The sequence below is a fragment of the Klebsiella grimontii genome (assembly GCF_042137965.1).
Classification (GTDB): Bacteria; Pseudomonadota; Gammaproteobacteria; order Enterobacterales; family Enterobacteriaceae; genus Klebsiella; species Klebsiella grimontii.
This window is the reverse complement of record NZ_CP169721.1, coordinates 5,461,042-5,473,771: the sequence shown is the minus strand read 5'-3', so window position 1 is coordinate 5,473,771 and position 12,730 is coordinate 5,461,042. Positions and strand designations below refer to the sequence as shown.

At 57.2% G+C, this 12,730-nt stretch carries 13 protein-coding genes; 10 read left to right on the top strand and 3 right to left on the bottom strand.

The genetic code is table 11. The features are described 5' to 3' along the window. Positions 1–232: 232 nt before the first annotated feature. Complete coding sequence (cyaA, locus tag ACE3MN_RS25645) at positions 233–2,782, top strand: class I adenylate cyclase (RefSeq protein ID WP_024360623.1); 2,550 nt, start codon at positions 233–235, stop codon at positions 2,780–2,782. Between the two features lie 80 nt (positions 2,783–2,862). On the opposite strand, the gene cyaY is transcribed toward cyaA, so the two are convergent. Beyond that, entirely contained in the window at positions 2,863–3,183 is a 321-nt protein-coding gene (gene cyaY, locus ACE3MN_RS25640; protein ID WP_004097546.1) for an iron donor protein CyaY, read from the bottom strand. A 138-nt stretch (positions 3,184–3,321) separates the two neighbouring features. On the opposite strand from cyaY, the gene lptM reads away from it, so the two are divergent. The 8 genes from lptM to corA all read left to right on the top strand — a co-directional run bounded on the left by lptM (position 3,322) and on the right by corA (position 10,239). Continuing rightward, positions 3,322–3,525 carry an LPS translocon maturation chaperone LptM gene (lptM, locus tag ACE3MN_RS25635; protein ID WP_024360622.1) on the top strand — a complete coding sequence of 68 codons (204 nt, stop codon included), beginning with the start codon at positions 3,322–3,324 and terminating at the stop codon, positions 3,523–3,525. Positions 3,526–3,550: 25 nt separating this feature from the next. After that, a complete protein-coding gene (gene dapF / locus ACE3MN_RS25630; protein WP_004127458.1) occupies positions 3,551–4,375 on the top strand; it encodes a diaminopimelate epimerase in 825 nt (274 codons plus the stop codon). Continuing rightward, on the top strand, positions 4,372–5,079 hold the full coding sequence (locus ACE3MN_RS25625; protein ID WP_004133256.1) for a DUF484 domain-containing protein: 708 nt from the start codon (positions 4,372–4,374) through the stop codon (positions 5,077–5,079). Before dapF ends, ACE3MN_RS25625 begins: the two co-directional genes overlap by 4 nt. Then, positions 5,076–5,978 carry a tyrosine recombinase XerC gene (gene xerC, locus ACE3MN_RS25620; RefSeq protein WP_004133253.1) on the top strand — a complete coding sequence of 301 codons (903 nt, stop codon included), beginning with the start codon at positions 5,076–5,078 and terminating at the stop codon, positions 5,976–5,978. The genes ACE3MN_RS25625 and xerC overlap by 4 nt, the downstream gene beginning before the upstream one ends. Continuing rightward, the gene (gene yigB / locus ACE3MN_RS25615; protein WP_004133252.1) at positions 5,978–6,694 is read left to right on the top strand and encodes a 5-amino-6-(5-phospho-D-ribitylamino)uracil phosphatase YigB; all 717 of its coding nucleotides are present in this window, start codon (positions 5,978–5,980) and stop codon (positions 6,692–6,694) included. Before xerC ends, yigB begins: the two co-directional genes overlap by 1 nt. Positions 6,695–6,771: 77 nt before the next feature. Continuing rightward, entirely contained in the window at positions 6,772–8,934 is a 2,163-nt protein-coding gene (gene uvrD / locus ACE3MN_RS25610) for a DNA helicase II (protein ID WP_004127467.1), read from the top strand. Between the two features lie 148 nt (positions 8,935–9,082). Further along, positions 9,083–9,139 (top strand): YsgD/CorL family protein, encoded by a 57-nt coding sequence (ysgD, locus tag ACE3MN_RS25605; protein WP_349817343.1) that lies wholly within the window; start codon positions 9,083–9,085, stop codon positions 9,137–9,139. 149 nt (positions 9,140–9,288) lie between these two features. Beyond that, positions 9,289–10,239 carry a magnesium/cobalt transporter CorA gene (gene corA / locus ACE3MN_RS25600; protein WP_004097564.1) on the top strand — a complete coding sequence of 317 codons (951 nt, stop codon included), beginning with the start codon at positions 9,289–9,291 and terminating at the stop codon, positions 10,237–10,239. A 43-nt stretch (positions 10,240–10,282) separates the two neighbouring features. On the opposite strand, the gene rarD is transcribed toward corA, so the two are convergent. Together rarD and yigI are read right to left on the bottom strand one after the other, a co-directional pair. After that, positions 10,283–11,176 carry an EamA family transporter RarD gene (rarD, locus tag ACE3MN_RS25595; RefSeq protein ID WP_004133249.1) on the bottom strand — a complete coding sequence of 298 codons (894 nt, stop codon included), beginning with the start codon at positions 11,174–11,176 and terminating at the stop codon, positions 10,283–10,285. A gap of 49 nt (positions 11,177–11,225) precedes the next feature. Next, positions 11,226–11,690, bottom strand: a complete 465-nt coding sequence (gene yigI / locus ACE3MN_RS25590) for an acyl-CoA thioesterase YigI (RefSeq protein ID WP_004097567.1) — start codon at positions 11,688–11,690, stop codon at positions 11,226–11,228. 155 nt (positions 11,691–11,845) lie between these two features. Between yigI and pldA the strand changes: the two genes are divergently transcribed. After that, positions 11,846–12,718: a phospholipase A gene (gene pldA, locus ACE3MN_RS25585; protein WP_004133247.1), complete on the top strand. Its 873-nt coding sequence runs from the start codon at positions 11,846–11,848 to the stop codon at positions 12,716–12,718. The last annotated feature ends 12 nt before the right edge of the window (positions 12,719–12,730 follow it).

Sequence of the window (12,730 nt, the reverse complement as noted above, 5' to 3'; positions counted from 1 at the left end):
TTGCCGCAAACGTAGTGAAGAATTTACACGTAGTAAAGGGTGCTACACTTGTATGTAGCGCATCTTTCTTTACGGTCAATCAGCAAGGTGTTAGATTGATCACGTTTTAAACCATTTGTCAGTCAGCAGCTCATCACAACCACACCGACGACGAATGGTGACGGTTTTTGTTGAAATACTGAAACTCTCCGTACTATTGTACGTCGGGTTTTTGAACATCAGGCGATATGTCTTGTACCTCTATATTGAGACACTGAAACAGAGACTGGATGCCATCAACCAATTGCGCGTGGATCGCGCCCTTGCTGCCATGGGACCCGCTTTCCAGCAGGTTTACAGTCTACTGCCGACATTACTACATTATCATCATCCGCTGATGCCGGGTTACCTTGACGGTAACGTTCCCCGTGGCATTTGCCTCTACACGCCTGATGAAACCCAACGTCACTACCTTGACGAGCTTGAACTCAATCGTGGAATGCTGACCCAGGAACCGCCGAAAGGCGAGCTGCCGATCACCGGCCTTTACTCCATGGGCAGTACTTCTTCCGTCGGCCAAAGCTGCTCTTCCGACCTGGATATCTGGGTTTGCCATCAGTCGTGGCTGGATAGCGAAGAGCGCCAGCTGCTGCAGCGCAAATGTAGCCTGCTGGAAAGCTGGGCGGCGTCGCTGGGCGTTGAGGTGAGTTTCTTCCTGATCGACGAAAACCGCTTCCGCCATAACGAAAGCGGCAGCCTGGGCGGTGAAGACTGCGGCTCAACTCAACACATCCTGCTGCTGGATGAGTTTTACCGCACCGCGGTGCGCCTTGCCGGGAAGCGTATTCTGTGGAATATGGTGCCGTGCGAGGAAGAGGAGCATTACGATGATTACGTGATGAGCCTCTACGCGCAGGGCGTGCTGACGCCGAACGAATGGCTGGATCTCGGCGGCCTGAGTTCCCTGTCGGCGGAAGAGTACTTCGGCGCCAGCCTGTGGCAGCTGTATAAAAGCATCGACTCGCCCTATAAGGCGGTGCTGAAGACGCTGCTGCTGGAAGCGTACTCCTGGGAGTATCCCAACAACCGCCTGCTGGCAAAAGATATCAAGCAGCGCCTGCATGACGGTGAAATCGTATCGTTTGGCCTCGACCCTTACTGCATGATGCTGGAGCGCGTAACGGTCTATCTGCAGGCTATCGAAGATGAAACGCGCCTCGATCTGGTGCGTCGATGTTTCTATTTAAAAGTCTGCGAGAAGCTGAGCCGCGAGCGCGCCTGCGTCGGCTGGCGTCGCGAAGTCGTCAGCCACCTGGTGAAAGAGTGGGGCTGGGATGAAAAGCGTCTGATGATGCTCGATAACCGGGCCAACTGGAAGATTGACGAAGTCCGTAAAGCGCATAACGAGCTGCTTGATGCGATGATGCAGAGCTATCGTAACCTGATTCGCTTTGCGCGCCGCAATAACCTGAGCGTTTCCGCCAGTCCGCAGGATATTGGCGTGCTGACGCGTAAGCTGTACGCCGCCTTTGAAGCGCTGCCGGGGAAAGTGACCCTGGTCAACCCGCAAATTTCGCCGGATCTGTCTGAGCCGAATCTGACCTTTATCCACGTGCCGCCGGGCCGTGCCAACCGTACCGGCTGGTATGTCTATAACCGCGCGCCGGATATGGAGTCGATCATCAGCCACCAGCCGCTGGAATATAACCGTTATCTTAATAAGCTGGTGGCCTGGGCCTGGTTTAACGGCCTGCTGACGTCACGCACTCGCCTGTTTATTAAGGGCAACGGCATTGTCGATTTGGCTAAACTGCAGGAGATGGTGGCTGACGTGGCGCACCACTTCCCGCTGCGCCTGCCGTCCCCGACGCCGAAAGCGCTGTATAGCCCGTGCGAAATTCGCCATCTGGCGATTATCGTCAATCTCGAATATGACCCGACGGCGGCCTTCCGCAATCAGGTGGTGCATTTTGACTTCCGTAAGCTCGATGTTTTCAGCTTCGGCGAAGAGCAAAAGTGCCTGATTGGCAGCATCGATCTGCTGTACCGCAACTCGTGGAACGAGGTGCGAACGCTGCATTTTAACGGCGAGCAGGCGATGATCGAAGCGCTGAAAACGATTCTCGGCAAGATGCATCAGGACGCCGCGCCGCCGGATAGCGTAGAGGTCTTCTGCTATAGCCAGCATTTGCGCGGCCTGATCCGTACTCGCGTGCAGCAGCTGGTTTCTGAATGCGTTGAGCTACGCCTCTCCAGCACCCGTCAGGACACCGGCCGCTTTAAAGCGCTGCGCGTTTCCGGGCAGACCTGGGGGCTGTTCTTCGAGCGCCTTAACGTCTCGGTACAGAAGCTGGAAAACGCCATCGAATTCTACGGCGCGATTTCGCATAACAAACTGCATGGTCTGTCGGTGCAGGTGGAAACCAACCACGTCAGGCTGCCGCAGGTGGTGGATGGTTTTGCCAGCGAAGGGATCATTCAGTTCTTCTTTGAAGATGCGGATAACGATAACGGATTTAACATCTATATTCTTGATGAGAGCAACCGCGCCGAGGTGTATCACCACTGCGAGGGCAGCAAAGAGGAGCTGGTGCGCGACGTCAGCCGCTTCTACTCTTCGTCGCATGACCGCTTTACCTACGGCTCCAGCTTTATCAACTTTAACCTGCCGCAGTTTTATCAAATTGTCGACGTCGACGGTCGCGAACAGGTGATCCCGTTCCGCAGCCAGGTGATTGCCGCCGCCACCGCTTCAGCCGGTCAGGATGCTGCATCATCGCCGATGCTGCAGCACTATTCCTGAGAAAGGGTAGCGTGCGGTAGAGGGTTATGTAGCCCGGATAAGGCGTCAGCCGTAATCCGGGGAACTCGAATCACGCGCGCTTAGCGAAAACTCACCGCTTCACCGGCCTGCGCGGTCGCCGCCTGTTCCAGTAGATCCCAGAACGTTTCGCCGCTGCGATCGCACACCCACTCGTCGCCTTTCAAGTCGAAATGGTAGCCGCCTTGCTTCGTTGCCAGCCACACCTGGTGCAGCGGCTCCTGACGGTTAATGATAATTTTGCTGCCGTTTTCAAAGCTGATAGTCAGCACGCCGCCGTTGATTTCGCAGTCGATATCGCTGTCGCCATCCCAGTCGTCGAGGCGCTCTTCGATAGTCATCCACAGGGTATCGGCCAGGCGATGGAATTCACTGTCGTTCATGGTTCTTTCCCGCTTTTTTGATAGTGGCGGCAGTATAGCGCGAAACAAAAGCGCGCGCAGTGAGATGCTAAACGCTTGCTTTTACGTCTCCTCCTGCGATGATAGAAAGCAGAAAGAATGAATTACGGGCAACTATCCATGAAAAACGTTTTCCCAGCGCTTGCCGTTTTATTAGCGGTCCTCAGCCTGACCGGCTGTGGCCTGAAAGGGCCGCTTTATTTCCCACCAGCGGATAAAACGGCGCCTCCGCCGACTAAACCGGTTGATAGCGGTATCCAGAGCTCTACGCCGGATCGTAACGATCGCGGCGATAGCGGTGGTCCGACCCAGGTGAATTACTGACAGTTCCGCGCTGCTGGAGTAGATGATGCAGTTCTCTAAGATGCATGGCCTTGGCAATGACTTTATGGTCGTTGACGCGGTAACTCAGAATGTTTTTTTCTCCCCGGAACTGATTCGCCGCCTGGCGGATCGGCATCTTGGCGTGGGCTTCGATCAGCTGCTGGTGGTTGAGCCGCCCTACGATCCAGAGCTCGATTTCCACTATCGCATCTTCAATGCAGACGGTAGCGAAGTGGCGCAATGCGGCAACGGCGCGCGCTGTTTCGCCCGCTTTGTGCGCCTGAAAGGCCTGACCAATAAACGTGATATCCGCGTGAGTACGTCAAATGGCCGTATGGTATTAAGCGTGACGGAAGACGATTTGGTGCGCGTGAATATGGGCGAGCCGAACTTCGAACCGTCGCAGGTGCCGTTTCGCGCGAACAAAGCGGAAAAGACCTATATCATGCGCGCCGCTGAACAGACAGTATTGTGCGGCGTGGTGTCGATGGGTAATCCGCACTGCGTTATTCAGGTCGATGATGTGGAAACCGCGACGGTGGAAACGCTCGGTCCGGTGATGGAAAACCACGAGCGCTTCCCGGAGCGGGCGAACATCGGCTTTATGCAGGTGGTCAGCCGCTCCCATATTCGTCTGCGCGTGTATGAACGCGGCGCGGGTGAAACGCAGGCCTGCGGCAGCGGCGCCTGTGCGGCGGCGGCAGTAGGTATCCAGCAGGGTTTACTGGGCGAGGAGGTCCGCGTGGAATTACCCGGCGGGCGTCTTGATATCGCCTGGAAAGGTCCGGGCCAACCGTTGTATATGACTGGCCCGGCGGCACATGTCTATGACGGATTTATTCATTTATGAAACAAGTCGGGGAAGAACAGCAGGAAATCACCAGCGTGCTGAACGATCGCGCAGTGGTGGACTATCTGTTGCAACATCCTGAATTCTTTATTCGTAATGCGGCGCTGGTGGAGCACATGTCGGTTCCGCATCCGGTACGTGGTTCGGTCTCGCTGGTGGAATGGCATATGGCGCGGGCGCGGAATCATATCAACGTGCTGGAAGAGAATATGTCGCTGCTGATGGCGCAGGCGACGGCAAACGAAAGCCTGTTTCAGCGCCTGTTTGATCTCCAGACGCGGCTGGCGGCGGCCGATAGCCTTGATGAAATGCTGAACCGCTTTCATCGCTGGGCGCGCGAGCTGGGGCTGGCGGGCGCGACGGTGCGCCTGTTTCCCGACAGCTGGCGGCTCGGCGCGCCCTCTAAATTCACCCATCTGGCGATAAGCCGTCAGGCGTTTGAGCCCATTCGCATCCAGCGGCTTGGCCAGCAGCGCCACTATCTTGGCCCATTGAACGGTCCGGAACTGCTGGTGGCGCTGCCGGAAGCAAAAGCCGTTGGCTCGGTGGCGATGTCGCTGCTGGGGGGTGATGAAGCGCCCGGCGTGATGCTGTTCAGCAGTCGCGATCCCCAGCACTATCAGCAAGGTCAGGGAACGCAGCTGTTGCAGGAAATTGCGTCGATGCTCCCGGGGTTGCTGGAGCGCTGGATCGAGCGCGCATGAACGCCTCACCGCTGTTGCCTTCCGTAGAGCGCTTTTTACGCTATCTCGGCGTCGAGCGTCAGCTTAGCCCAATAACGCTGCTGAACTACCGCCGTCAGCTCGAGACGCTTATCGCGCTGGCGGAAAACGCCGGGCTGAAAAGCTGGCAGCAGTGCGATGCTGCCCAGGTCCGTAGCCTGGCGGTACGCAGCCGTCGTCAGGGGCTGGGGCCGGCGAGCCTGGCGTTACGCCTCTCCGCATTACGCAGCTTCTTTGACTGGCTGGTGAGCCAGGGTGAACTGGCGGCTAATCCGGCAAAGGGGATTTCGGCGCCGAAAACACCGCGCCATTTACCGAAAAATATCGATGTCGACGACGTTAACCGGCTGCTGGATATCGATCTTAACGATCCGCTGGCGGTACGCGACAGGGCGATGCTGGAAGTGATGTACGGCGCGGGGCTGCGTCTCTCGGAGCTGGTGAATCTCGACATTAAGCACCTCGATCTGGAATCCGGCGAGGTGTGGGTGATGGGCAAAGGCAGCAAAGAGCGCCGCCTGCCGATTGGCCGCAACGCGGTGGCGTGGATTGAGCACTGGCTCGACCTGCGCGGCCTGTTCGGCGCCGATGAAGACGCCCTGTTCTTATCGAAACTGGGCAAGCGAATTTCAGCGCGCAATGTGCAAAAGCGCTTTGCCGAATGGGGCGTTAAGCAGGGCCTCAACAGTCACGTACATCCGCATAAGCTGCGCCACTCCTTCGCGACTCATATGCTGGAGTCGAGCGGCGATCTGCGCGGAGTGCAGGAGCTGCTGGGGCATGCGAACCTTTCCACCACTCAAATCTATACCCATCTTGATTTTCAACACCTTGCGTCGGTGTACGATGCGGCGCATCCGCGCGCCAAACGGGGGAAATAATGCGTTTTTACCGACCTCTGGGCCAGATTTCAGCACTGACATTTGACCTGGACGATACCCTTTATGACAACCGCCCGGTGATTGACCGGACGCTGCATGAGTCGCTGAGCTTTGTGCGCAGCTACCATCCGTCGCTGAGTCAATTTGACGCCAGCGAACTCAACCGGCTGCGCCAGACGCTGCTGGCCTCAGAGCCGGAAATTTACCACGATGTCACCGAGTGGCGCCGCCGCGCGCTGGAGCTGGGGATGCTCAACGCCGGGCTTTCTGCGGCGCTGGCGAAAACGGGGGCGGATGAAGCGATGGCCAACTTCGCCCACTGGCGCAGCCTGATCGACGTCCCGCAAGAGACGCACGATACGCTGGCGAAGCTGGCGGAAAAATGGCCGCTGGTGGCCATTACCAACGGTAATGCCCGGCCGGAACTTTTTGGCCTGAGCGACTACTTCCGCTTCGTGCTGCGCGCCGGTCCGGACGGGCGCTCTAAACCTTTTGCCGATATGTATCATCTGGCGGCAGAGCGGCTGGAGCTGCCGCTGGCGCAGATTCTGCACGTCGGTGACGATCTGACGACTGACGTGGCGGGCTCCATTCGCTGCGGCATGCAGGCCTGTTGGATCAAACCGCAGGGCGCAGACCTGATGCGCACCGCTGACAGCCGTCTGCTGCCGCACATCGAAATTTCACGGTTGGCATCTCTGACCTCGCTGATATAATCGTCAGTAGTTCTGTATAAATTAACAGTAGCCCGGTGAACTGCACGTTGCCGGGCGTCTCATTTCCGGCGGTGCCAATGGACGTTTCTTACCTGCTCGACAGCCTTAATGACAAACAGCGTGAAGCCGTTGCGGCATCACGTACGAATATGCTGGTTCTGGCAGGAGCGGGCAGCGGTAAGACGCGCGTGCTGGTACACCGCATCGCCTGGCTGCTGAGCGTTGAGAACTGTTCCCCTTACTCCATTATGGCGGTGACCTTTACCAACAAAGCGGCGGCGGAGATGCGCCATCGTATTGGTCAACTGATGGGCACCACCCAGGGCGGTATGTGGGTCGGCACTTTCCACGGCCTGGCGCACCGGCTGCTGCGCGCCCATCACCTTGATGCCAACCTGCCGCAGGACTTCCAGATCCTCGATAGCGAAGACCAGCTGCGCCTGCTTAAGCGCCTGATTAAGGCGATGAACCTCGATGAGAAGCAGTGGCCGCCGCGTCAGGCGATGTGGTACATCAACGGCCAGAAAGACGAAGGCCTGAGACCGCACCATATTCAGAGCTACGGCAACCCGGTTGAGCAGACCTGGCAGAAGGTGTATCAGGCCTATCAGGAAGCCTGCGATCGGGCGGGGCTGGTGGATTTCGCCGAGCTGCTGCTGCGCGCGCACGAACTGTGGCTGAATAAGCCGCATATTCTGCAGCACTACCGCGAGCGCTTTACCAATATCCTGGTCGACGAATTCCAGGATACCAACAACATTCAGTACGCGTGGATCCGCCTGCTGGCGGGCGATACCGGCAAGGTGATGATCGTCGGCGATGACGATCAGTCCATTTACGGCTGGCGCGGCGCGCAGGTGGAGAACATCCAGCGCTTCCTCAACGATTTCCCCGGCGCGGAAACTATCCGCCTCGAGCAAAACTATCGCTCGACCAGCAATATCCTCAGCGCGGCGAACGCCCTGATTGAGAACAACAGCGGACGGCTGGGAAAAAAATTGTGGACCGACGGCGCCGACGGCGAGCCGATTTCGCTCTACTGCGCGTTTAACGATCTTGATGAGGCGCGCTTTGTCGTCAACCGCATCAAAACCTGGCAGGAAAACGGCGGGGCGCTGGAGCAGTGCGCGATTCTGTATCGCAGCAACGCCCAGTCGCGCGTGCTGGAAGAGGCGCTGCTGCAGGCCAGCATGCCGTATCGTATTTATGGCGGCATGCGCTTCTTCGAACGCCAGGAGATCAAAGATGCGCTCTCCTATCTGCGCCTGATCGCCAATCGTAATGACGACGCGGCGTTTGAGCGCGTGGTGAATACCCCGACGCGCGGTATCGGCGATCGCACCCTGGACGTGGTGCGCCAGACCTCGCGCGATCGCCAGCTAACGCTATGGCAGGCCTGCCGCGAGCTGTTAAAAGACAAAGTCCTGGCCGGGCGAGCCGCCAGCGCCCTGCAGCGTTTTATGGAGCTTATTGACGCGCTGGCGCAGGAGACCGCCGATATGCCGCTGCACGTGCAGACCGACCGGGTAATTAAAGACTCCGGTCTGCGCATGATGTACGAGCAGGAGAAAGGCGAGAAAGGCCAGACGCGTATTGAAAACTTAGAGGAGCTGGTGACGGCAACGCGCCAGTTCAGCTACAACGAAGAAGATGAAGATCTCATGCCGCTGCAGGCGTTTCTCTCGCACGCGGCGCTGGAGGCGGGAGAAGGGCAGGCGGATACCTGGCAGGACGCGGTACAGCTGATGACCCTGCACTCGGCGAAAGGGCTGGAGTTCCCGCAGGTCTTTATCGTTGGGGTGGAAGAGGGGATGTTCCCGAGCCAGATGGCGCTGGATGAGGGCGGCCGCCTGGAAGAAGAGCGCCGCCTGGCCTACGTCGGCGTCACCCGCGCGATGCAGAAGCTCACGTTGACCTACGCGGAAACCCGCCGCCTGTATGGCAAAGAGGTGTATCACCGGCCATCGCGCTTTATCGGCGAGCTGCCGGAGTCGTGCGTAGAAGAGGTGCGGCTGCGCGCGACGGTGAGCCGTCCGGTCAGCCATCAGCGGATGGGGACGCCGATGGCGGAAAACGACACCGGCTACAAGCTGGGCCAGCGCGTGCGCCATGCCAAGTTTGGCGAAGGGACGATCGTTAACCTCGAAGGCAGCGGTGAACACAGCCGCCTGCAGGTTGCGTTTCAGGGGCAGGGGATCAAATGGCTGGTCGCGGCGTACGCCCGGTTGGAAACAGTGTAACAGTAAGAAAAATATCATAATTTTGTAATATTCTGCTACCTTTATACGTTAAGGAGCTTGATTTGCTCTTTAGCGTTCCGTTGCGTGTTGACGCCGTTTTTGCGCTGGCGTAACATGCGCGCACGATTACGCTAAGAGGACATTCGCCTTGGACACACCCAGTAGATGCTGGCTCAATTTCCTGCCCATCAGGAACAACTCCTAAGGCTATCCTCTTATGCTGATAGCCTTAGCGGTTGTCGGCGACTCGTTCTATTCCCGTCGCTCTGAGTCAGGCTTAATGGTCTGAAACCCAAATTGTTTCTGTGTGCCCACCGAACTGTCCGATAATTTTTTGCATTGGGAGTCCCGGTCATGCTGAGCGCATTTCAACTGGAAAACAATCGTTTAACGCGGCTTGAAGCCGACGAGATCAAGCACCTCGCCAGTTCGGTGTGGGTCGATCTGGTCGAGCCTGACGACGATGAACGTAGCCGCGTGCAAACGGAATTGGGCCAGAACCTGGCGACGCGCCCGGAGCTGGAAGACATCGAAGCGTCAGCGCGTTTCTTTGAGGATGAAGACGGCCTGCATATCCACTCATTTTTCTTTTTTGAAGATGCTGAGGATCACGCCGGTAACTCTACCGTGGCGTTCACTATCCGCGAAGGGCGTCTGTTCACCCTGCGCGAGCGGGAGCTGCCCGCTTTCCGCCTGTATCGCATGCGCGCCCGCAGCCAGTCGATGGTGGACGGCAACGCCTACGAGCTGCTGCTGGACCTGTTCGAAACCAAAATTGAGCAGCTGGCGGATGAAATCGAAAACATCTATAGCGATCTGGAAAAGCTCAGCCGGGTGATCATGGAAGGCCGTCAGGGCGACGACTACGACGAGGCGCTCTCGACGCTGGCGGAGCAGGAAGATATCGGCTGGAAAGTTCGCCTGTGTCTGATGGATACCCAGCGCGCGCTGAACTTTCTCGTACGTAAAGCCCGTCTGCCGGCAGGCCAGCTGGAGCAGGCGCGTGAGATCCTGCGCGATATCGAATCCCTGCTGCCGCACAACGAATCGCTGTTTCAGAAGGTTAACTTCCTGATGCAGGCGGCGATGGGTTTTATCAACATCGAGCAGAACCGCATCATCAAAATCTTCTCGGTGGTCTCCGTGGTGTTCCTGCCGCCGACGCTGGTGGCATCCAGCTATGGGATGAACTTTGAGTTTATGCCCGAGCTGCACTGGAGCTTTGGCTACCCCGGGGCGATTGTCTTTATGATGCTCGCCGGTCTGGCGCCGTATCTGTACTTTAAGCGCAAAAACTGGCTGTAAAAAAAGGAGCTTCGGCTCCTTTTTTTTGCGTATTGGTCTGGCTTTATGCCCTACGTGTCCGGCGTATCGTGTAAATCGCATCCATCACGAAAATCGCCAGCGCCACCCAGATAAAGGCGAAGGTCACCATTTTATCCGCGCCCGGCACTTCGCCGTAGAAGGTCACCGCCAGCAGGAACATTAGCGTCGGGCCGATATACTGGAAGAAGCCCAGCGTGGAGAGGCGCAGACGCGTCGCCGCTCCGGTAAAGCACAGCAGCGGAATAGTGGTGACCACGCCTGCCGCCATCAGCAGTAGGTTCAGCGACCACGGATTCTGCCCCATGTGGCTGGTCGGGCTATCGGCGATGCCAAACAGATAAATCGCGGCGACCGGCAGCAGCCAGAGCGTCTCAAACAGCATCCCGGTTTGCGCATCCACGGCGATCTTTTTACGCAGCAGGCCGTAAAAAGCGAAGCTGAACGCCAGGCCCAGGGCGATAATCGGCAGCGAGCCGAAGGTCCAGAGCTGTACCAGCACGCCGCAGGCGGCCAGCAGCACCGCCAGCCACTGCATCCGACGGAAACGCTCCCCGAGGAAGATCATCCCCAGCAGAATGTTCACCAGCGGATTGATAAAGTAGCCCAGGCTGGCTTCCAGCATATGATGATTATTCACCGCCCAGATAAACAGCAGCCAGTTACCGCCCACCAGCACCGCAGAGAGCGCCAGCAGCAACACTTTTTTTGGCGTTTTCAGCAGCCTTTTGACCTGTGGCCACTGGCGGCTGACGCTAATCAGCGCCACCATGAAGAAGAAGGACCAGATCACGCGGTGAGTCAGGATTTCATCGGCGGGAACATAGTAGATAAGCTTGAAGTACGCCGGCGCGATACCCCAGATAAAATAGGCGGCCAGGGCCAGCAGAACCCCCACCCGCGTTTGTTTAGCATCCATCGGTACAAATCCATTGCCAAAGAGAGTGATGTTACTCGATTTAGGCCGATCAACCCACCATATACGTCGCCGTGGCGCTGGCGATATACACCTGCTCTTCGTTATGTAGCTCGACGCGGGCTACCGCCACTTTGTTACCGGCGCGCAGCAGGCTGCTGGTGGCGGTAAAGCGTTCCCCGCGGCCTGGACGCAGGTAGTCGACGCGCAGATCGATGGTGCCCATCCGCGACAGGCGCTGGCGCAGCTCTTCTTCATTGATGGTGTCGTGCCGGGTGAGCGTACTGCCGACGCATACCAGTCCCGCCGCGACGTCCAGCGCTGAGGCGATCACGCCGCCATGTAAGATGCTCTGCGCCCAGTTGCCGACCATCATCGGCTGGTTGTTGAAACTCAGCTGGGCAAATTCCTTTTCATAACGCTCCAGCTCCAGGCCTAAGGCACGATTAAACGGCATATGGTAGACGAAAATTTCTCCCACCAGCTTCAGGGCGGCGGCGGCGGTCAGTTCAGACATAACAGCATTTCCAAAAGTTAATGAAATGTTGATTTTATGCTTCTAAAATATTGATTTCTACTTTAAGAACGGATAACAGGTCAGAAGACGTATAAATAGGTAGAATGCTGCCTGGGTTAAACAGAAATAATAAATATCCATCCAGGAGAACAGCAATGCGTATCTCTTTGGCCTGCCTGCTGGCGTTTATTGCGCTTCCGGCTGGCGTTCTGGCGCAGGACGCGCCGGTGAATAAACAGGTCCACGACACCCCGGCCGTTCGCGGGAGCATTATCGCCAACCTATTACAGGACCATGATAATCCGTTCCTGCTCTATCCCTATGAGAGCAACTATTTGCTCTATACGTGGACCAGCGATCTTAACAAAGAAGCGATTCGTAGCTACGACTGGGCCGAGAACGCGCGTAAAGATGAAGTGAAGTTCCAGCTCAGCCTGGCGTTTCCATTATGGCGCGGGATTTTGGGCGAGAATTCGCTGCTGGGCGCTTCTTATACGCAAAAATCCTGGTGGCAGCTCTCCAACAGCAAAGAGTCCGCGCCGTTTCGCGAAACCAACTACGAGCCGCAGCTGTTCCTCGGTTTCGCGACCGATTACTCGTTCGCCGGCTGGACGCTGCGCGACGTTGAAATGGGATATAACCACGACTCTAACGGCCGTTCCGATCCCACTTCCCGCAGCTGGAACCGCCTCTATACCAGGCTGATGGCGCAAAATGGCAACTGGCTGGTCGAGGTGAAGCCCTGGTACGTGATTGGCAGCACCGACGATAACCCGGATATCACCAAATATATGGGGTATTACCGGCTGAAAGTAGGCTATCAGCTGGGCGACGCTATTCTCAGCGCCCAAGGGCAATATAACTGGAATACCGGCTACGGCGGCGCCGAGCTTGGGGTGAGCTATCCGATCACCAAACACGTGCGCGTCTATACTCAGGTTTATAGCGGTTATGGCGAGTCGCTCATCGATTATAACTTTAATCAGACCCGCGTTGGCGTCGGGCTGATGCTCAACGATCTGTTTTAATCGTTGCACTCT

Bases quoted from the DNA above. Each gene is read 5' to 3' on its own strand.
- yigI (WP_004097567.1), bottom strand. From the start codon at position 11,690: ATGTCTGAACTGACCGCCGCCGCCGCCCTGAAGCTGGTGGGAGAAATT.
- yigB (WP_004133252.1), top strand. From the start codon at position 5,978: ATGCGTTTTTACCGACCTCTGGGCCAGATTTCAGCACTGACATTTGAC.
- uvrD (WP_004127467.1), top strand. From the start codon at position 6,772: ATGGACGTTTCTTACCTGCTCGACAGCCTTAATGACAAACAGCGTGAA.
- cyaY (WP_004097546.1), bottom strand. From the start codon at position 3,183: ATGAACGACAGTGAATTCCATCGCCTGGCCGATACCCTGTGGATGACT.
- lptM (WP_024360622.1), top strand. From the start codon at position 3,322: ATGAAAAACGTTTTCCCAGCGCTTGCCGTTTTATTAGCGGTCCTCAGC.
- xerC (WP_004133253.1), top strand. From the start codon at position 5,076: ATGAACGCCTCACCGCTGTTGCCTTCCGTAGAGCGCTTTTTACGCTAT.
- ACE3MN_RS25625 (WP_004133256.1), top strand. From the start codon at position 4,372: ATGAAACAAGTCGGGGAAGAACAGCAGGAAATCACCAGCGTGCTGAAC.
- pldA (WP_004133247.1), top strand. From the start codon at position 11,846: ATGCGTATCTCTTTGGCCTGCCTGCTGGCGTTTATTGCGCTTCCGGCT.
- rarD (WP_004133249.1), bottom strand. From the start codon at position 11,176: ATGGATGCTAAACAAACGCGGGTGGGGGTTCTGCTGGCCCTGGCCGCC.
- corA (WP_004097564.1), top strand. From the start codon at position 9,289: ATGCTGAGCGCATTTCAACTGGAAAACAATCGTTTAACGCGGCTTGAA.
- dapF (WP_004127458.1), top strand. From the start codon at position 3,551: ATGCAGTTCTCTAAGATGCATGGCCTTGGCAATGACTTTATGGTCGTT.